Source organism: Pseudomonas sp. FW305-E2, assembly GCF_058782925.1.
Genome location: NZ_JBYSYE010000070.1, coordinates 1 through 17,308 on the forward strand (window position 1 = coordinate 1; position 17,308 = coordinate 17,308).

Here is a 17,308-nt window from a genome sequence, read left to right on the forward strand (position 1 = left end):
CGTGTTCGCGGGCAAGCCCGCTCCCACAGGGAAGGCGCCAGCTTTTAGAAATTGAGCAAGACAGTTGCTCCCACAGGTTGGACTGGATTCCGCGCTGTGGACTGCACCTCAGAAGATGGACAGATGTCCAACATCTGGGGTGCAGCCCACTGTCCTGTGGGAGCGGCCTTGTGTCGCGAAAGGGGCGCAACGCGCCCCCCGCTCTCTCAAAGGATACCCAGCTCGCCAAACACGAACGCATACTCCAGGGCCACATCCTTCAACCCTTGGTACCGCCCGCTCATCCCGCCATGCCCAGCCCCCATCTCGGTCTTGAGCAGCAGCAGGTTGCTGTCGGTCTTGAGTGTGCGCAACTTCGCCACCCATTTGGCCGCCTCCCAATACTGCACGCGGCTGTCGTTGTAGCCCGCCACCACCAGCATCGCCGGGTAGGCCTGCGCTTTCAGGTTCTCGTACGGCGCATAAGCCTTGATCCGTTCATACACCTCCGGCTCCTCAGGGTTGCCCCATTCATCGTACTCGGTCACGGTCAGCGGCAGCTCCGGGTCGAGCATGGTGTTGAGCACGTCGACGAAGGGCACTTCGGCAATGGCGCAGCGGAACAGCTCAGGGCGCAGGTTGAGCACCGCGCCGATCAGCAGGCCGCCAGCGCTGCCACCACTGATGGCCAGGCGGTCGGCGGCCGTCACGCCCTGGCTGATCAGGTGCTCGGCGCAGGCGATGAAGTCGCTGAACGTGTTGTGCTTGTACTCCTGCTTGCCGGCACGGTACCAGGCCTCCCCCAGTTCGCCACCACCTCGCACATGGGCGATGGCAAAGGCCACGCCGCGCTCCAGCAGGCTCAGGCGCGCATGTGAGAACCAGGGGTCGAGGCTTTCGCCATAGGCACCATAGCCGTACAGGTACAGTGGCACGGTCTTGCCCAGGTCCTGGCGGCGGCGTACCAGGCTGATCGGCACCTGGGTGCCGTCCGCTGCGGTTGCCCACAGGCGCTCACTGACATAGTCATCGGCATCGAATGCACCGAGCACCGGGGTTTGCTTGAGCACCACCTGGGCGCCCGTGGGCAACGTCAGTTGGCGCACCTGGGCCGAGCGGTTGAGCGCTTCGTAGCGCAAGCGTATGCGAGTGCTGGCAAATTCCAGGCTGTCCTGCACGTACAGGCTGTAGGCGGCGTCTGGCAGTTCGACGCGGTAGGCCGGCAAGCCCTGCGGGCGTACTTCGATGATCGGCAGGCCGCCTTCGCGCAGGCTCAGGGTGAGGGCACCGGCGTTCAGGCTGAGGCCTTCGAGCATGACCGCGTCGCGGTGCGCCACCAGCACCTGCCACTGTTCGCGGCTTGGCACTGGCGCGACTGGCGCGTGGTACAGGGCGAAGTTGATGCCATCCTGGTTGGTGCGGATGAACCAGCGCCACTGGCCGTCGAGTTGGCCGTGGTCGGGGAAGTATTCGTGGCCTTCGACGCGCGGCGCCAGGCAGGTGAACGGCGCCTGCGGGGTTTCGGCGTCCAGCACCCAGGCCTCGCTGGTGGTCTTGCTGTTCAGCAGCAGCACCAGCTGACGCTCGGAACTGGTGCGGTAGCAGTGCAGGAAGAAACGCCCGTCTGGCTCTTCGAACACGGTGTGCGCGGCGTCGGTGCCCAAGGTGTGGCGACGCAGGCGCCATGGGCGGTGGGTGTCGTCCAGCTCAGCGAAGAATAGCGTCTGGCTGTCGTTGGCCCAGGTCAGGCTACCGTCGCAGTCGTCGAAGGGCAGGGTAGTGACACGGCCACTGGCCAGGTCTTTGACGTACAGGGTATAGATTTCGTCGCCGCTGGTGTCGAGGCTATAGGCCAGCAGGCGGTGGTCGGGGCTGATGTTGAACGCGCCGAGGGAGAGGAAACCGCCGTTGGCCAGGACGTTGGGGTCGAGCAGCAGTTGCTCCTGGCTTTCATCGACGGTGTTCGAGTCGTCGGCCGGGCGTGGGCAGCGGTAGTGACGCGGGTATTCGTCGCCGGCGGTGGTGCGGGTGTAGTACAGGTAGGGGCCCCAGGGCGCCGGCAACGAGAGGTCGGTCTCCAGGATGCGGCCTTTGATCTCTTCGAACAGTTGCTCACGCAACGGTGCCTGGTCGGCCAGGCAGGCTTCCTGGTAGGCGTTTTCAGCGTGCAGGTAAGCGAGTACCTCGGGGGTATCGCGCTGTTGCAACCAGGCATACGGGTCGGTGGCCTGGTCGGCTTGGGCAATCGGGGGTTGGGGCTTGGCTGGCATTGAAGATCTCTTGATTGGGGTTGCCTGTGCCCGGAAAAGTGTTTATCATAGGCATCTCTTTGCCTGGCTTGCACGAACACCATGACCGAGAACGACTACACCTTCGCCTGGGGCTTGTACGCAGTAGCCGCCTTAGGGTGCCTGCTGGTGGGCTTCAAGCTCACCGGCTGGATGTGGCGCTGGCTGCGCGAACCGCTACGGGTGGTGCTGGCGGTGCTGCTGCTGACCCCGACCATCGTCGACCCGGTCAAGGACAGCTTCGCCCCTGCAATCGCCATCACTGCGCTGGATGTCGCTTTCAAGGTCGGCAACAACGCCTGGCGCGCTGTGTCCGACTTCGCCATGTATGGCATGATCGCCTTCGGCCTGTACTTCCTCTTCGTGCTGATGCGCTGGCCGCTGGAAAAGCGCGCGCACGCACGCCGTGAGCAGGCCGAAGCCGCTGCCAGGCGTCAGCGGGCCGAGGATGACCAGCTCGGCACCCAGGCGCCGCTGGCTGCCGAGCGCAGCGACCGTTACCGTGACGACTTGCCGCCAGCCGCTACGCGTGGCGCAGGCCGGGTCGAGCCTCGTCTGTAAACGGAGACACGCCTATGTGCGAACTGCTGGGCATGAGTGCCAACGTCCCTACCGACATTGTTTTCAGCTTCACCGGCCTGATGCAGCGGGGCGGGCGTACCGGCCCGCACCGTGACGGCTGGGGGATAGGCTTTTACGAAGGCCGCGGCCTGCGCCTGTTCCAGGACCCGGCCGCGAGCAGCGAGTCGGAAGTAGCCAACCTCGTGCAGCGCTACCCGATCAAAAGCGAAGTGGTGATCGGTCATATCCGTCAGGCCAACGTCGGCAGGGTGTGCCTGTCCAACACCCACCCGTTCGTACGGGAAATGTGGGGCCGCAACTGGTGCTTCGCGCACAATGGCCAACTGGGTGACTTCAAGGGCCTGGCCAGTTTTTACCGGCCAGTGGGCGACACCGACAGCGAAGCGGCCTTCTGCGACCTGCTCAACCGCATCCGCAGCGCTTTCCCCGAACCGGTGCCGGTGGAACAGCTGCTGCCCGTGTTGGTCGAAGCCTGTGCCGGCTACCGTGGTCAGGGCGTGTTCAACTGCATGCTCAGCGACGGCGACTGGCTGTTCTGCTTTTGCTCGACCAAGCTGGTGCACATTACCCGCCGTGCGCCATTTGGTGCCGCACGGTTGAAGGATGTCGACCTGATCGTCGATTTTCATACCGAAACCACCCCCAACGACGTGGTCACGGTGATTGCCACCGAGGCCCTGACCGAGAACGAGACCTGGCACCGCTACGCGCCGGGTCAGTGGGCCCTGTGGCGGCACGGCGAGTGCGTGGCGCACGGCCAGAGCTAAGGACGCTGCATGTTCAGAAGTTACCTGCGATTGCTGTTGTTCACCTTCGGCCTGCTGGCCGGTATCCAGGTCCCGGGGCTGGTCAAGGACTACAGCCAGCGGGTCGAGGCGCACCTGTTCGAATCGCGCGAGGCGCTCGATGGGTTCCGGCAAACGGCCGAGCGCTTTTTCAAGGGCGACTTGCAGGCGCTGCTGCAGCACTACCGCAGCAGCGACGACCCGGTGTTCAACAGTGATGCCAACAGCATCGAAAGCCTGATGATCCGCAACGAACTGCTGGAAAACGAATGGCAGGTGCTGCAAGGGTCATGGGCTGAGCGTACCTGGCATGTGCTGGTACAGGCCGACCCGCAGTTGCGTGAAGAAACCCTCAATGGCTACAGCTACCAGATTCTGCTGGTGCCCGAGGCGATTGGCTGGGGTGTGGGTGCCGGTTTTGTGCTGGCCTTTGTGGTCGAAAGCGTGTTGTTGGGGATTGGCTGGCTGATCCTGGGCGGGCGGCGCAGGGTGGTGAAAGAGAGCTGGCGCTAAGTTCTGCTGTACCTGTACCGGCCCTTTCGCGGGCTTGCCCGCTCCCACAGGATCATCACAGGCCTGGGCGGGCCAGGTTGTACCTGTGGGAGCGGGCAAGCCCGCGAAAGGGCCGGTACAGGCAGAAACTGTTGGTCAGACCAGTACGATCCGCTGCCCCCCCACATCCCGCGCATACCGCTCCAACACCTGCCGGCAAACCCCAACCACCTCATCGACCAATGCCACCCCGGTCTGCCACGCCACCACCAGCTCAAGGCTCGGCGGCGGCTGCAACCCTTCCAGCAGCACCAGCTCGCCCCGGCCCAACTCGGCATCCACCAGCGCCGGCGGTAGCGCGCCAATGCCAAAACCGTCGCGCAACAGCCGGGTAATCGCCGCCACCGAATTCACACAATTCAACCGCGGCGCCTCTGCCCCCGCAGCCTGCAGCAAGCTCAGCACCTCTTGGTGCGGCCGTGAATTCTTCGAGAAGGTGATGATGCGCTCGCGCCCAAGTTCGGCCAGCGACGCATAGTCCCGGTGCTGGTGGGCGCCTGCGGCCACCACCCAGCCCATTGGGTAGCGCGCCAGGTCGAGGCTGCGGATCGATTGCTCGCGCAGCAAGTCGGTCTGCAAAATCACGTCAAGAAAGCCCTTCTGCAGCTGCTCGCGCAAGTTCAGCGCGGTGTCGGCCACCAGTTCGATTTCCACCTGCGGGTAGCGCTCGGTCAGCTCCGCCACCAGCGCGCTCATCCAGGTGTGGATCACAGTGTCCATTACCCCGATGCGAATGCGCCCGACCTTGGCCCGGTCGCTGTCCAGCGACTGCTTCATGGCCTTGGCGGTTTCCAGCATGCGTTCGGCGTATTCCAGTACCTTGCCGCCCTCCGGGGTCAGGCTGACGCCGCGGGAGTCGCGCAGCAGCAGCTTCACGCCCAGGTCAGCCTCCAGTGCGGCAATACGGCTGGATACCGAAGCCTGGGTGGTGAACAGCTTTTCTGCCGTCAGGCGGAAGCTCTTGAGCCGGGCGACCCAGACGAAGGTTTCGAGGAAGCGAAGGTTCATGATCAGTTTTTCTTGTTCCAGACCGGCGGTTTTTTTCGTTGGACGCAGGCGAGGCGGCCTCTGAACAATGGCGCCCAGGCCGCGACGCTTCATGTCGCCCATAAAACAATACCAACAAGCCGAGGCATCCATGAACCCCACCGGCGTGCAACAGCAGGTCAGTTCCCTCCGTTCGTCCGGGCCTTTCGCCTGGTACCGCGACATCGACAAACAGCAACGACGTACCTTCTGGAGCTGCAAGATTGGCTATGGCCTGGACGGCATGGACACACAGATGCTCAGTTTCGTCATTCCTACGCTGATCATGCTGTGGGGTATCACCACCACCGAAGCCGGGTTGATCCACACCAGCACGCTGATCGCCTCGGCTGTAGGAGGCTGGGTGGCCGGTATCCTCTCCGACCGCATCGGCCGGGTGCGTACCCTGCAACTGACGGTGTTGTGGTTCGCCTTCTTCACCTTCCTGTGCGGCTTCGCTCAGAACTACGAGCAACTGTTGATTGCCCGAACCCTGATGGGCTTTGGCTTCGGTGGCGAGTGGACCGCCGGCGCGGTGTTGATCGGCGAGGTGATCCGCGCCCAGGACCGCGGCAAGGCGGTGGGCATGGTGCAGTCCGGCTGGGCAATTGGCTGGGGCCTCACGGCCATCCTTTATGCGCTGCTGTTCTCCTGGCTGCCGGCAGAGCAGGCCTGGCGTGCGTTGTTCCTGCTGGGGCTGGTACCGGCAATCTTCGTTATCGTCGTTCGCCGCCTGGTCAAGGACCCTGAGGTCTATCGTAAGGCCAAGGCAGTGGAAAACACCGAGGCACCCTCGCGCTTCTACGAAATCTTCGCGCCGGGCATGCTCTGGACCACCGTGCGGGCATCCCTGCTGACCACCGGCGCACTCGGCGGTTACTACGCCATCACCTCGTGGTTGCCAACCTTCCTGAAGAACGAACGCGGCCTGAGTGTGCTGGGCACGGGTGGCTATCTGGCCATGGTGATCGTCGGCTCGTACATGGGTTATGTGGTCAGTGCTTATCTGTCCGACCTGCTGGGGCGCAAGAAGAACTTCATCCTGTTCGCCGTGGGCTCCTTCGTCATTGTGCTGTTATACACGCAGATGCCGGTCAGCGATGGCGTGATGCTGTGGCTGGGCCTCCCGTTGGGCTTCTTCGCCTCGGGTATCTTCAGCGGCATGGGGGCGTTTCTGACCGAACTGTTCCCCACGCGCATTCGGGGTTCGGGGCAGGGCTTCTGTTACAACATCGGCAAGGTCATTGCCGCGCTGTTTCCGTTGATGATCGGCGTGCTCGGCCAGAATGTTCCGCTGGGCCTGGGTATCGGCGTGTTTTCTGCGGTGTCCTACGGCATTGTGATCGTGGCGGCCTTGAGCTTGCCGGAAACCCGCGGCAAACAGCTGCAGGCGCGGTAAGGTAGGCCTATGCACAACGACAAGGGAGACCGCGTGGTGGAACGCCTGCTACTCAATTGCGACATGGGTGAGAGTTTCGGCAGCTGGCGCATGGGCCTGGATGCCGAGGTCATGCCTTACATCGATTGCGCCAACATCGCCTGCGGCTACCACGCCGGCGACCCCGGTATCATGCGCCGTACCGTGGCCCTGGCGCTGGAGCACGGGGTGACTATCGGCGCGCATCCGGCCTACCCGGACCTGGTCGGCTTTGGCCGCCGTTCCATGGCCTGCAGCCCGGAAGAAATCCGTGACCTGCTGCATTACCAGATTGGTGCGCTGGATGGCATCTGCAAAGTGCTGGGTGGTCGCGTGGCCTATGTGAAGCCCCATGGTGCGCTGTACAACGACATGATGGCCGACCCGCTCAAGCTGCGTACCGTGCTGGAGGCCGTCGCGGCCTATGACAGCAACCTGTCGTTGATGCTGATGGCCACCGCCGACAACCGTGCCGCCCAGGCACTGGGCGATGAAATCGGCGTGCCGCTATGGTTCGAGGCGTTCGCAGACCGCGCCTACACCGCCAGTGGCCATCTGCTGTCGCGGCGCCTGCCGGGTGCGGTGCATCACGACCCGGCGCGGGTGGTGGAGCAGGCGGTGCGTCTGGCCCGAGGCGAAACGCTGTTGGCTGACGATGGCAGTGCCTTGCAGCTTGCCGCCCGCACCCTCTGCGTGCATGGCGACAACGACAGTTCGGTGGCGGCGGTGCGGCAGATTCGCCAGGCCCTCGATGGGCTGGAGGCGTGATGAAACCGCGAATTGAAGTGGTCGCCATCGACAGCCTGATGGTCCGCCTGTTCGACCGTATCGATGAGGCCAACATGCCATGGATGCTCGCCGCCAGCCGGCGCTTGAGCGCGGCGTTCGGCGAGCACCTGCTGGACCTGGTGCCGTCCTACACCACGCTGATGGTGCAGTCTGCCCTGCCGCCAGGCGAGGCCAGGGCGCGAATCGCTCAGGCGCTGGACGGCTTGCAGCCTGACACCGGCAGTGGCGGCCGCCGACACGAGATCCCGGTGTGGTACGACGCCAGTGTCGGCCCCGAGCTGCCTGTGCTGGCGGCCCGCAGCGGCTTGAGTGAAGCGGAGATTGTTCGGTTGCACGGCGAACGTGATTACCCGGTGTTTGCCCTGGGCTTCGCGCCTGGTTTCGGCTTTATGGGCCTGGTCGACGAGCGCCTGGCCAGCCCTCGTCTGAGTACCCCGCGCAAGCGCGTGGCGGCGGGCAGTGTGGGTATCGCCGAGCGCCAGACGGCGGCCTACCCGGCAGTATCGCCGGGTGGCTGGAACCTGATCGGGCGCACCCCGGTGCGGTTGTTCGACCGTGAGCGTGAGGGTTACAGCCTTTTGCAACCCGGTGACCGGGTGCGCTTCGTGCCGGTTTCGCGCAGCGAATTCCTGGCCATGGGTGGTGATGTGGAGGCGCAGGGATGAAGCAGTTGATGATTGAGGCCAGTACGCCGTTGTGCCAGTTACAGGATGCCGGGCGCTTTGGCGTGCGCCACCTTGGCGTGACCCAGGGCGGGGCGCTGGACTGGGTGGCGATGCACTGGGCCAACTGGCTGCTGGGCAACCCGTTGGGGGCGCCGGTGGTCGAGGTGGCGCTGGGTGGTTTTTGCGTAGTGGCTGAACAGGATTGCGTGCTGGCCCTGGCCGGTGCCGACCTGGAGGCGTGTGTCGATGATCAGCCCCTGGCGCCATGGCGCAGCTTTGCCCTGGCCAAGGGGCAGCGCTTGACCTTGAAACAGCCCAAAGTGGGTGTGCGGGCGTATCTGGCGGCACCGGGTGGGTTCCTGGGGGAGGAGGTGCTGGGCAGTTGTGCCACCGTGGTACGTGAAGCACTGGGTGGCATCGATGGCCAGGGGGCTGCGCTGGCTAGAAACCAGGCATTGGCTTTTACCGGTAGCAGTGCACCCCTGCGCGAAGTGCCGCACGCGTTGTGCCCACAGTTCGCCCCAAAGCCGGTGCTCGACCTGGTGATGGGCGCGCAGATTGGTGAATTCAGCGGTACCAGCCTGTTCGAGGCATTCAACCGGGAGTGGACGCTGGACAGCCGGGCCGACCGCATGGGCATCCGGTTGTTGGGGCCGCAGTTGGTGTACCAAGGGGCGCCGATGATCTCCGAAGGGATCCCGCTGGGTGCGGTACAGGTGCCGCCGGACGGGCAGCCGATCGTGTTGCTCAATGACCGGCAGACCATTGGTGGGTACCCGCGGCTGGGCGCGCTGACGCCGCTGGCGCTGGCGCAACTGGCGCAGTGCATGCCGGGGGCGGAGGTGCGGTTCAGGGCGGTGGTGCAGGACGAGGCCTGGCGGGAGCAGCAGGATTACCTGAACCGTTGGCGGTAGAGCGGGCGGCCTCTTCGCGGGTGAACCCGCTCCTACACACGTCCTGTGCATGCCTTGACGGTGATGTTGGAGCAGGCAACCTCACTTGGACAGGTAGCGCATCCCGTCCTCCAACCCTTGCAGGGTCAGCGGATACATCTTGTCCTCGATCAGGTCGCGCACCAGATGGGTCGAGGCGGTGTACTCCCAGGCCTGCTTGGGGTACGGGTTGATCCAGATGACCTTCCTGAATTTTTCCATGAAACGCTGGATCCACACATACCCGGCTTCTTCGTTCCAGTGCTCTACGCTGCCACCCGGCTGGGTGATCTCGTAGGGCGCCATGGCCGCGTCACCGACGAACACCACCTTGTAGTCATCGCCGTACTTGTGCAGCAGGTCGAAGGTGGAAAAACGTTCGGACGTGCGGCGCAGGTTGTTCTTCCACACCGACTCATAAACGCAATTGTGGAAGTAGTAATACTCCAGGTGCTTGAACTCGGTCTTGCAGGCCGAGAACAGCTCTTCGCAGACTTTGACGTGGGCATCCATCGAACCGCCAATGTCGAGCAGCAACAGCAGCTTCACGGTGTTGCGCCGCTCGGGGCGCATCTGGATATTCAGCAACCCGGCATCACGCGCGGTGTGGTCGATGGTGCCGTCGATGTCCAGCTCTTCGGCGGCGCCTTCGCGGGCGAACTTGCGTAGCCGGCGCAGGGCCAGCTTGATGTTGCGGGTGCCAAGCTCGACCTGGTCGTCGAGGTTCTTGTACTCGCGTTGGTCCCAGACTTTTACTGCCTTGCCCTGGCGCTTGCCGGCGTCACCGACGCGGATGCCCTCGGGGTTGAAGCCACCCGAGCCGAATGGGCTGGTGCCGCCGGTGCCAATCCACTTGTTGCCGCCAGCGTGGCGTTCCTTTTGCTCTTCGAGGCGCTGCTTGAATGCCTCGATAAGCTTGTCCAGGCCGCCCAGCGACTGGATCTGCGCGCGTTCTTCATCGGTCAGCGAGCGCTCGAATTCCTTGCGCAGCCAGTCTTCGGGGATCAGCGCCTCGATATGCCGGTCGAGGTTTTCCAGGCCCTTGAAGTAGGCTGCGAAGGCACGGTCGAACTTGTCGAAGTGGCGTTCGTCCTTCACCAGGATGGCGCGGGCGAGGTAGTAGAACTCGTCCATGTCGGCGAACACCACGCGCTTTTGCAAGGCCTGGTGCAGGTCGAGCAGTTCACGCACCGAAACCGGCACCTTGGCCGCACGCATCTCATTGAACAGATTGAGCAGCATGGCCCTGCTCCTGTCAGCGGTTGCCGCGCCGGCTCATGAAGGCCAGGCGCTCGAGCAGTTGTACATCCTGCTCGTTTTTTACCAGCGCACCGGCCAGCGGCGGGATGGCCTTGGTCGGGTCGCGTTCGCGCAACACCGCTTCACCGATGTTGTCGGCCATCAGCAGCTTGAGCCAGTCGACCAGCTCGGAGGTGGACGGCTTTTTCTTCAGGCCCGGCACCTTGCGTACGTCGAAGAACACGTCCAGCGCCTCGCTGACCAACGACTGGCTGATGTTCGGGTAGTGCACGTCGACGATCTGCTGCAGGGTCGTGCGGTCGGGGAAGGCGATGTAGTGGAAGAAGCAGCGGCGCAGGAAGGCGTCCGGCAGCTCTTTTTCGTTGTTCGAGGTAATGATGATGATCGGACGCTGTTTGGCCTTGATGGTCTCGTCGATTTCGTAGACGTAGAACTCCATCTTGTCGAGCTCTTGCAACAGGTCGTTGGGGAATTCGATATCGGCCTTGTCGATTTCGTCGATCAGCAGGATGACCCGCTCGTCGGCCTCGAAGGCCTCCCAGAGCTTGCCCTTTTTCAGGTAGTTGCGCACATCGTGCACCTTGTCCACGCCTAGCTGCGAATCGCGCAGGCGGCTGACCGCGTCGTACTCGTAGAGCCCCTGGTGGGCCTTGGTGGTGGATTTGATGTGCCAGGTGATCAGGCGCGCCCCGAACGAGGCTGCCAACTGCTCGGCGAGCATGGTTTTGCCGGTGCCCGGTTCGCCCTTGACCAACAGCGGGCGTTCGAGGGTAATGGCCGCGTTTACCGCCAGTTTCAGGTCGTCTGTGGCGACGTAGTCGCGGGTGCCTTCGAACTTCATGGGGGGTTGTCCTCTGTTTAGGGCTGTGCGGGCCTTTTCGCGGTACAGGGTTGTAGGTGCGGGTTTACCCGCGAAGAGGCCCGAACAGGCAGCACATAATCCGGATTTGTTTCCGACTATAACGCGGGGCCAGTCGGCTGCAAACGCAGACCAGGTATTCAGTCCCTGAATGCCCCGTCACGCTGTCTCAGTCAGACTTCGGCGCTGGTTGCTCATAGCGCGCATTGAATGCCTGGACAAACCCGTTGCGCAGGATCTGCAGGAACGCCTCGAAGGCACTGACATCCTGCTTGCGCACACTGCCGCTGAGTTCCACCCGAGTGGCGAACTGGTTTTTCGGCTGGTTCTTCAGCACCGTCTCGGTCGCACCCACCAGGGCCTCCCACACCGAGCGGAAGAAGCCCTTGTCCTTTTCCTCGACGTCCTGCTGCCAGTCGAACACGTCGACATCGCGCAGCAGCGGTTTTATATAGCCGTTCAGCCGGCCGTTTTCTGCCTGGGCCTCGATGACCACGTCACCGTGCCCGGCATTGAAGTCGAATTTGCCGTAGGCGCTGGCAAAGTCATTCAGTTTGCGCAGCTCGATGCCGGTGGCGCGAAGCCTGAATTCGAAGTCGTCGAAATCACTGAAAGGGTCGAAGGTGGCACGGCTTTCTACGTTCGCATCCCCCGCGATGAGCGCCGTGCCTTCGAAACTTGCGTCGCGACGGCCTTTCTGGTCGCGCACGTTGGTCAGGTTGCGGATGCTGGCGTTCAACCGGGTGGCCTTGAGGTCGACCGGTGGCTTGGAATTGAAGTTGCGGAACGTCAGCACGCCATTGTCGATACGCACTTCGTTGAGGGTGATGGGCAGGAGTTTTTCCAGCTGCTGGCGCCAGTCGGTACCTTGGCCGGTCTGCGACGCCTGTTTGCTACCACCGTCGACAAAGTTCAGCTCGGGATGCACGAAGGTCACCTCCGCCACCACTGCCTTGTCGTACCACAACGCATGCCAGCTCACCGAGAGGTCGATCAGTGGGGCGTCGAGAAACGGTACGGGCACCTTGCCGGTGGTCTTGACGATTTTCAGCCCGTTTATCTGATAGGCACCGCGCCACCAGGCCAGGTCCACATCGGCTACCTGGCCGCGGTAGTCTCCCATGTCGGCCAGCTTGTCGTTGAGGTAGTCGCGCACCAGGTAGGGCAGGGCCAGGTGCAGCGCCACCAGCAGCACGATCAGGCTGGCCAGGCCGACCAGCGGCCAGCGATAGCGGGCTTTCATGAGGCTGTCTCCAGGGCGGGATGTGCGGTTGACCGCAACGTGCCGGGCTGAGTTCGAACAGGCTTTACGGGCCACCGCCGCAGGCTTACCCTTGAGGCATTTCCCTGCTTTTTCATGCCAAGGACCCCTGCCATGAGCCGTATCTTTGCAGACAACGCCCACTCCATCGGTAACACGCCGCTGGTGCAGATCAATCGCATCGCCCCGCGCGGCGTGACCATCCTGGCCAAGATCGAAGGGCGCAACCCCGGGTACTCGGTCAAATGCCGCATTGGCGCGAACATGGTCTGGGACGCCGAAAGCAGCGGCAAGCTCAAACCGGGCATGACCATCGTCGAGCCCACCTCGGGCAACACCGGTATCGGCCTGGCCTTCGTCGCCGCCGCCCGCGGCTACAAGCTGATGCTGACCATGCCCGCCTCGATGAGCCTGGAACGCCGCAAGGTACTGAAGGCGCTGGGCGCCGAGCTGGTATTGACCGATCCGGCCAAGGGCATGAAGGGCGCCATCGAGAAGGCCAACGAAATCGTCGCCTCCGACCCGGAGCAGTACTTCCTGCCGGGCCAGTTCGAAAACCCGGCCAACCCGGCCATTCACGAGAAAACCACCGGTCCTGAGATCTGGAACGACACGGACGGCGCCATCGACGTGCTGGTGGCGGGCGTGGGCACTGGCGGCACCATCACCGGCGTGTCGCGTTACATCAAACATACCCAGGGCAAGGCCATCCTGTCGGTGGCAGTGGAGCCCGTGGCATCGCCGCTGATCAGCCAGACCCTGGCCGGCGAAGAACTCAAGCCCAGCCCGCACAAAATCCAGGGCATCGGCGCCGGCTTCGTGCCGAAAAACCTCGACCTGTCGATCGTCGACCAAGTGGTGACGGTGACCGACGAAGAGTCCAAGGCCATGGCGATTCGCCTGATGCAGGAAGAGGGCATCCTTTGTGGTATTTCCTGCGGTGCGGCAATGGCGGCAGCGGTGCGCCTGGCCGAAAAACCGGAAATGCAGGGTAAGACCATCGTCGTAATCCTGCCCGATTCGGGCGAGCGATATTTGTCGAGCATGCTGTTCAGCGACATGTTCAGCGAGCAGGAAAACCAGCAGTAATCGGCCTTCCCGCTGATCCGGCGCAACAATCGGCGGCCTGGTTTATTGCAAAATCTTCATGAATGCGATCCCGCCCGGGTTGTTTTTACCGCGGCGGGATCAGTTTATGATGGCAGGATGATTTTCTGGAGAGCAGGCAGCGCAGCCCTGACTCTTCCTCAAGGAGTGAAAGCATGACCTTTTCCTTTGCAGCCAAGGCGGGTGTCTTGCTGGTGTTTTTCGGCAGCGTGCTGTTCGTGCACTTGCGCGGCAAGGCCCGCCTGCCGGTGTTGCGCCAGTTCGTCAACCATTCGGCGCTGTTCGCCCCCTACAACGCGTTGATGTACCTGTTTTCCGGCGTGCCGTCCAAGCCCTACCTGGATCGCCAGCGCTTCCCCGAGCTGGACGTGTTGAAGGACAACTGGCAGGAAATCCGCGAAGAGGCCATGCGCCTGTTCGACGAAGGCTATATCCGTGCCGCTGAGAAAGATAACGACGCCGGCTTCGGTTCGTTCTTCAAGAAAGGCTGGAAGCGCTTTTACCTGAAGTGGTACGACAAACCCCTGCCTTCGGCGCAAACCCTGTGCCCGCGCACTGTCGAGCTGGTCAGCCGCATCCCCAATGTCAAAGGCGCAATGTTTGCCCTGCTGCCCGGCGGCAGCCACCTGAACCCGCACCGCGACCCGTTCGCAGGCTCGCTGCGTTATCACCTGGGGCTGTCCACGCCCAACTCCGACGCATGCCGCATCTACGTGGACGGTGAGCAGTACGCCTGGCGTGACGGCGAAGACGTGATGTTCGACGAAACCTACGTGCACTGGGTCAAGAACGAAACCGACGTTACCCGCGTGATCCTGTTCTGCGACATCGAGCGCCCGCTGAGTAGCCCACTGATGACGCGCATCAACCGTAAGGTCAGTGCCTTCCTCGGCCGCGCCACCGCGCCGCAGAACACCGACGACGAGCGCGTGGGCGGGATCAACCAGGCGTACGCCTGGAGCAAGCGCTTCAGCAACAGGATCAGCAACCACGTGAAGCAGTTCAAGCGCGCCAACCCCAAGGCTTACCGCGTGCTGCGGCCGGTACTGGCGGTAGTGGTGGCGTATCTGTTGTATCGCTGGTTGTTCTGATTTTTTCTGGCCTAACCGGCCTCTTTTGCGGGGCAAGCCCGCTGACACCGGTGCGCCTGATCCTTCAAGGACGAGGGTGCGCTTGTGGCAGCGGGGTTGTGCCGCGAAGAATCACTCGCTATATTCCAGAACATTCACTTCCTCAAAGACCGCGTTCATGCCAGCCATCCCTTCCATCACACGCTTTGCCATCGCGCCAGTCGCGGGCTTGGTCGTGCGTGGTAGCCAGCAGCCGGTCATGATCTGTCACTCCCCACCACCTGTCAGTGGCGTCGTAGGCGGCGTAGCTCCGCCTCATTGCGTGGTTGTGCTGGGCTGATCGGCTTCGTGCCGCAACCCTTCGCACGCGCAACGTACTGAACACGGTCGGCTACTGCTCACGTTGAAGCGCACGCCGTCCGTTTGGCTTATCTGCCTACTATCAGGTGGCAATTCATGTCTGTCTTTACCAAAACGTCCGTGGCCTCGGCGGCCACTACCTGCCTGTTCGTCCTGCTGTGGAGCAGCGGGGCGATCGTCTCCAAGCTCGGCCTGGCGCATGCCAGCCCGTTTGCCTTTCTGCTGTTGCGCTCGGCGCTGGCCCTGGCCGGCCTGTTGCTGATCGGCCCGTTGCTAGGGCTGCGCTGGCCGCGTACTCGCGGGAGCATTCTGCGCGCCCTGGGTACCGGTTGTGTGCTGCTCGGTGCCTATCAGATCTTCTATCTGTTGGCGCTTGATACCCATGTCACCCCCGGCGTCATGGCCACGGTGATGGGGGTACAACCGATCCTCACCGTGGTGCTGATGGAACGCCAGCGCTCCTGGAGCCGTTTGTTCGGCCTGGGTTTGGGGTTGGGTGGCTTGATCATGGTGGTCTACCAGGGCATCAACCTGGGCGGGGTATCGCTGGCGGGCATGCTGTTCGCCCTGCTGGCGTTGGTCAGCATGACCTTTGGCTCGATCCTGCAGAAGCGCATTACCGACAACCCCATGGGCACACTGCCGCTGCAGTACCTGGCCGGCTTTGCCATGTGCGCGCTGTTCGCACCTCTGCAACCGCTTCATGTCGAGTGGACCGGCAGCTTCGTCGGTGCGCTGTTGTGGATGGGCCTGGTGGTCTCGCTGCTGGCAACCTTGTTGCTGTACCGGCTGATCGCCAAGGGCAACCTGGTCAATGTCACCAGCCTGTTCTACCTGGTGCCGGCAGTGACTGCGGTAATGGACTTGCTGATCTTCGGTAACCGCCTGGCACCGCTCAGCCTGTTGGGCATGGGGCTGATCGTGGTAGGGCTGCTGTTCGTGTTTCGCAAGCCTGCCGCGCGCCTGGCCGAGGCGTAGGCCCTAGCGGAATTCTTCGGGGATGGCGTGGCGCAACACGCCTTCCTCGAAGTCCAGCAGGCCGGCTTCGCGCTGGGTGAGCAGGTAGTAGAGCAGGGTATCGAGCGAGCGTTGCGGTGGGACCTCGACCGCCAACATCTTCACTGCCTGCTCGGTTTCACAGGCGCAGCCGAAATCCAGCAATGCTGCGCGCACCTGGTCGAGGGTTTCCGGTGGTTTGACGACCACCCGGAACACCGAGCTGCCGCTGCTGTGGCGCAGCGCTGCGAACCAGGTTCCGCCTGCTTCCTCGCGGGTGTCGATCACGTCGCCTGGGGCGATGCCATAGACATGGAAGGGGATGTTGTCGATGGCATAGCCGCCTTCCACGGCCTTGGCCCACAGGCCCTCGACCGAGGCTGGTGGGTAGCCGTTCTCGTCCTGTTCCAGGCGGAACAGGACCTTTTTGTACGCGCTGTTCATGCCGTACTCCGCTTCAGCTGCGCGCCGGGCGCAGCACCAGCCACAAGGCCAGGCCAATCAGAAGGCCGCCGTATAGGTGCGCCATCGACAACGGCTCATTCAGCAGCCACGCCCCCCACAATACGCCGAATACCGGGATCAGGAAGGTCACGGTGCTGGCTTTTACCGGGCCGATTTCCTCGAGCAGGCGGAAGTACAGGATGTAGGCAAAGGCGGTGCACAGCAAACCCAGCCCCAGCAACGACAACCACACCTCCCAGCCCCCCCAGCTGGCGGGCGGTTGGGTGAGTGCGCTCCAGCCGAACAGCGGGGTCAGCATGAGCGTTGCGCCGAGCATGCTGCCCAGCGCGGAAAGACGGCTGTCCAGGCCACTGATCCAGCGGCGGGCGAGGAACCCGGCAAAGCCGTAGCAGGTGGTGGCCGCCAGGCAGGCGAGGGCGCCTTGCAGCAGGGCCATGTCCAGTGCCACCGGGCCGGCGCCGCTGAGGATGCCGACGCCGAACAGGCCAAGGAAGATGCCGCAGAGTTTGGCCAGGGTCATTGGCTCGCGGAAGAACAGTACGCCGACCAGCACACCCATCAGCGGGGTGGTGGCGTTGAAGATCGCCGAATAGCCGGCCGGCAGCACCTGGGCCGCCACCGAGTAGAAGGTGGCGGGGATGCCGGAGTTGATCATGCCCAGCACCAGGCACGCGCCGAGCTTGCCCTGGAAGTCCCAGCGCACGCGGGCGGCGGCCAGAAGCACGATCAGGCCCAGGCAGGCGATCGAAACCCGGAAGAACGCGGTCGGCACCGTGCCCAGTTCGGGGGCGATGATGCGCATGAACAGGAAACTCGCTCCCCAGACGGCGGCAAGGGTCAGCAGGCGGGCTAGGGCGATGGGGCTCACAACGGTCTCCGGAGGTAAGGCAGGGGCGCGAGTGTACGCCAGGGGGC

Annotated in this window: 18 protein-coding genes; 10 read left to right on the plus strand and 8 right to left on the minus strand. The window is 63.3% G+C overall.

All coding sequences use genetic code 11. The features are described from left to right. Nucleotides 1-206: 206 nt before the first annotated feature. Nucleotides 207-2,249: a S9 family peptidase gene (locus tag AC3WLP_RS26760; protein WP_088513422.1), complete on the minus strand. Its 2,043-nt coding sequence runs from the start codon at nt 2,247-2,249 to the stop codon at nt 207-209. An 81-nt stretch (nt 2,250-2,330) separates the two neighbouring features. Here AC3WLP_RS26760 and AC3WLP_RS26765 point away from each other — a divergent pair, with 81 nt between their 5' ends. From AC3WLP_RS26765 to AC3WLP_RS26775, 3 genes are read left to right on the plus strand one after another with little or no spacing between them, the layout of a single operon-like run. Then, complete coding sequence (locus AC3WLP_RS26765; protein WP_012051505.1) at nt 2,331-2,828, plus strand: hypothetical protein; 498 nt, start codon at nt 2,331-2,333, stop codon at nt 2,826-2,828. A 14-nt stretch (nt 2,829-2,842) separates the two neighbouring features. Continuing rightward, complete coding sequence (locus AC3WLP_RS26770) at nt 2,843-3,616, plus strand: class II glutamine amidotransferase (RefSeq protein ID WP_003254671.1); 774 nt, start codon at nt 2,843-2,845, stop codon at nt 3,614-3,616. 9 nt (nt 3,617-3,625) lie between these two features. Further along, nucleotides 3,626-4,147, plus strand: coding sequence for a DUF2937 family protein (locus tag AC3WLP_RS26775; protein WP_012051506.1), 522 nt, complete (start codon nt 3,626-3,628; stop codon nt 4,145-4,147). Between the two features lie 135 nt (nt 4,148-4,282). Here the strand turns inward: AC3WLP_RS26775 and AC3WLP_RS26780 are convergent, their stop codons facing one another. Next, nucleotides 4,283-5,194 carry a LysR family transcriptional regulator gene (locus tag AC3WLP_RS26780; protein ID WP_003254668.1) on the minus strand — a complete coding sequence of 304 codons (912 nt, stop codon included), beginning with the start codon at nt 5,192-5,194 and terminating at the stop codon, nt 4,283-4,285. Nucleotides 5,195-5,324: 130 nt separating this feature from the next. Here AC3WLP_RS26780 and AC3WLP_RS26785 point away from each other — a divergent pair, with 130 nt between their 5' ends. The 4 genes from AC3WLP_RS26785 to AC3WLP_RS26800 are packed head-to-tail and all read left to right on the plus strand — an operon-like array spanning nt 5,325 to nt 8,997. Beyond that, nucleotides 5,325-6,611, plus strand: coding sequence for an MFS transporter (locus tag AC3WLP_RS26785; protein WP_088513421.1), 1,287 nt, complete (start codon nt 5,325-5,327; stop codon nt 6,609-6,611). A 9-nt stretch (nt 6,612-6,620) separates the two neighbouring features. Further along, nucleotides 6,621-7,397, plus strand: a complete 777-nt coding sequence (locus tag AC3WLP_RS26790; protein WP_014755689.1) for a 5-oxoprolinase subunit PxpA — start codon at nt 6,621-6,623, stop codon at nt 7,395-7,397. Further along, nucleotides 7,397-8,083: a 5-oxoprolinase subunit PxpB gene (gene pxpB, locus AC3WLP_RS26795; RefSeq protein ID WP_003254664.1), complete on the plus strand. Its 687-nt coding sequence runs from the start codon at nt 7,397-7,399 to the stop codon at nt 8,081-8,083. The genes AC3WLP_RS26790 and pxpB overlap by 1 nt, the downstream gene beginning before the upstream one ends. Continuing rightward, the gene (locus AC3WLP_RS26800; RefSeq protein ID WP_088513420.1) at nt 8,080-8,997 is read left to right on the plus strand and encodes a 5-oxoprolinase subunit C family protein; all 918 of its coding nucleotides are present in this window, start codon (nt 8,080-8,082) and stop codon (nt 8,995-8,997) included. The genes pxpB and AC3WLP_RS26800 overlap by 4 nt, the downstream gene beginning before the upstream one ends. Before the next feature lie 81 nt (nt 8,998-9,078). On the opposite strand, the gene AC3WLP_RS26805 is transcribed toward AC3WLP_RS26800, so the two are convergent. From AC3WLP_RS26805 to AC3WLP_RS26815, 3 genes are all read right to left on the minus strand, one after another. Then, nucleotides 9,079-10,257, minus strand: coding sequence for a vWA domain-containing protein (locus AC3WLP_RS26805; protein WP_014860687.1), 1,179 nt, complete (start codon nt 10,255-10,257; stop codon nt 9,079-9,081). A 13-nt stretch (nt 10,258-10,270) separates the two neighbouring features. Continuing rightward, the gene (locus AC3WLP_RS26810; RefSeq protein WP_003254658.1) at nt 10,271-11,116 is read right to left on the minus strand and encodes an AAA family ATPase; all 846 of its coding nucleotides are present in this window, start codon (nt 11,114-11,116) and stop codon (nt 10,271-10,273) included. 187 nt (nt 11,117-11,303) lie between these two features. Beyond that, nucleotides 11,304-12,377, minus strand: a complete 1,074-nt coding sequence (locus AC3WLP_RS26815) for a DUF748 domain-containing protein (protein ID WP_004576042.1) — start codon at nt 12,375-12,377, stop codon at nt 11,304-11,306. A 132-nt stretch (nt 12,378-12,509) separates the two neighbouring features. On the opposite strand from AC3WLP_RS26815, the gene cysK reads away from it, so the two are divergent. Both cysK and AC3WLP_RS26825 read left to right on the plus strand, forming a co-directional pair. Then, nucleotides 12,510-13,484, plus strand: coding sequence for a cysteine synthase A (gene cysK, locus AC3WLP_RS26820; RefSeq protein WP_003254654.1), 975 nt, complete (start codon nt 12,510-12,512; stop codon nt 13,482-13,484). 173 nt (nt 13,485-13,657) lie between these two features. Next, the gene (locus AC3WLP_RS26825) at nt 13,658-14,593 is read left to right on the plus strand and encodes an aspartyl/asparaginyl beta-hydroxylase domain-containing protein (RefSeq protein ID WP_014590045.1); all 936 of its coding nucleotides are present in this window, start codon (nt 13,658-13,660) and stop codon (nt 14,591-14,593) included. A gap of 111 nt (nt 14,594-14,704) precedes the next feature. On the opposite strand, the gene AC3WLP_RS26830 is transcribed toward AC3WLP_RS26825, so the two are convergent. Beyond that, nucleotides 14,705-14,833 carry a hypothetical protein gene (locus AC3WLP_RS26830; protein WP_256596101.1) on the minus strand — a complete coding sequence of 43 codons (129 nt, stop codon included), beginning with the start codon at nt 14,831-14,833 and terminating at the stop codon, nt 14,705-14,707. Nucleotides 14,834-15,028: 195 nt separating this feature from the next. Here AC3WLP_RS26830 and AC3WLP_RS26835 point away from each other — a divergent pair, with 195 nt between their 5' ends. Further along, the gene (locus tag AC3WLP_RS26835) at nt 15,029-15,910 is read left to right on the plus strand and encodes a DMT family transporter (RefSeq protein ID WP_003254651.1); all 882 of its coding nucleotides are present in this window, start codon (nt 15,029-15,031) and stop codon (nt 15,908-15,910) included. 3 nt (nt 15,911-15,913) lie between these two features. On the opposite strand, the gene AC3WLP_RS26840 is transcribed toward AC3WLP_RS26835, so the two are convergent. Continuing rightward, nucleotides 15,914-16,372 carry a DUF4265 domain-containing protein gene (locus AC3WLP_RS26840; protein ID WP_088513419.1) on the minus strand — a complete coding sequence of 153 codons (459 nt, stop codon included), beginning with the start codon at nt 16,370-16,372 and terminating at the stop codon, nt 15,914-15,916. 13 nt (nt 16,373-16,385) lie between these two features. Then, nucleotides 16,386-17,261: a DMT family transporter gene (locus tag AC3WLP_RS26845; protein WP_004576045.1), complete on the minus strand. Its 876-nt coding sequence runs from the start codon at nt 17,259-17,261 to the stop codon at nt 16,386-16,388. Nucleotides 17,262-17,308: the final 47 nt, after the last annotated feature.

Excerpts from the sequence above, each read along its gene's own strand:
- AC3WLP_RS26835 (WP_003254651.1), top strand. The coding sequence starts at position 15,029 with ATGTCTGTCTTTACCAAAACGTCCGTGGCCTCGGCGGCCACTACCTGC.
- AC3WLP_RS26780 (WP_003254668.1), bottom strand. The coding sequence starts at position 5,194 with ATGAACCTTCGCTTCCTCGAAACCTTCGTCTGGGTCGCCCGGCTCAAG.
- AC3WLP_RS26805 (WP_014860687.1), bottom strand. The coding sequence starts at position 10,257 with ATGCTGCTCAATCTGTTCAATGAGATGCGTGCGGCCAAGGTGCCGGTT.
- AC3WLP_RS26785 (WP_088513421.1), top strand. The coding sequence starts at position 5,325 with ATGAACCCCACCGGCGTGCAACAGCAGGTCAGTTCCCTCCGTTCGTCC.
- AC3WLP_RS26765 (WP_012051505.1), top strand. The coding sequence starts at position 2,331 with ATGACCGAGAACGACTACACCTTCGCCTGGGGCTTGTACGCAGTAGCC.
- AC3WLP_RS26790 (WP_014755689.1), top strand. The coding sequence starts at position 6,621 with ATGCACAACGACAAGGGAGACCGCGTGGTGGAACGCCTGCTACTCAAT.
- AC3WLP_RS26760 (WP_088513422.1), bottom strand. The coding sequence starts at position 2,249 with ATGCCAGCCAAGCCCCAACCCCCGATTGCCCAAGCCGACCAGGCCACC.
- AC3WLP_RS26830 (WP_256596101.1), bottom strand. The coding sequence starts at position 14,833 with ATGACCGGCTGCTGGCTACCACGCACGACCAAGCCCGCGACTGGCGCG.
- AC3WLP_RS26775 (WP_012051506.1), top strand. The coding sequence starts at position 3,626 with ATGTTCAGAAGTTACCTGCGATTGCTGTTGTTCACCTTCGGCCTGCTG.
- AC3WLP_RS26815 (WP_004576042.1), bottom strand. The coding sequence starts at position 12,377 with ATGAAAGCCCGCTATCGCTGGCCGCTGGTCGGCCTGGCCAGCCTGATC.
- AC3WLP_RS26770 (WP_003254671.1), top strand. The coding sequence starts at position 2,843 with ATGTGCGAACTGCTGGGCATGAGTGCCAACGTCCCTACCGACATTGTT.
- AC3WLP_RS26840 (WP_088513419.1), bottom strand. The coding sequence starts at position 16,372 with ATGAACAGCGCGTACAAAAAGGTCCTGTTCCGCCTGGAACAGGACGAG.
- AC3WLP_RS26825 (WP_014590045.1), top strand. The coding sequence starts at position 13,658 with ATGACCTTTTCCTTTGCAGCCAAGGCGGGTGTCTTGCTGGTGTTTTTC.
- AC3WLP_RS26810 (WP_003254658.1), bottom strand. The coding sequence starts at position 11,116 with ATGAAGTTCGAAGGCACCCGCGACTACGTCGCCACAGACGACCTGAAA.
- pxpB (WP_003254664.1), top strand. The coding sequence starts at position 7,397 with ATGAAACCGCGAATTGAAGTGGTCGCCATCGACAGCCTGATGGTCCGC.
- cysK (WP_003254654.1), top strand. The coding sequence starts at position 12,510 with ATGAGCCGTATCTTTGCAGACAACGCCCACTCCATCGGTAACACGCCG.
- AC3WLP_RS26800 (WP_088513420.1), top strand. The coding sequence starts at position 8,080 with ATGAAGCAGTTGATGATTGAGGCCAGTACGCCGTTGTGCCAGTTACAG.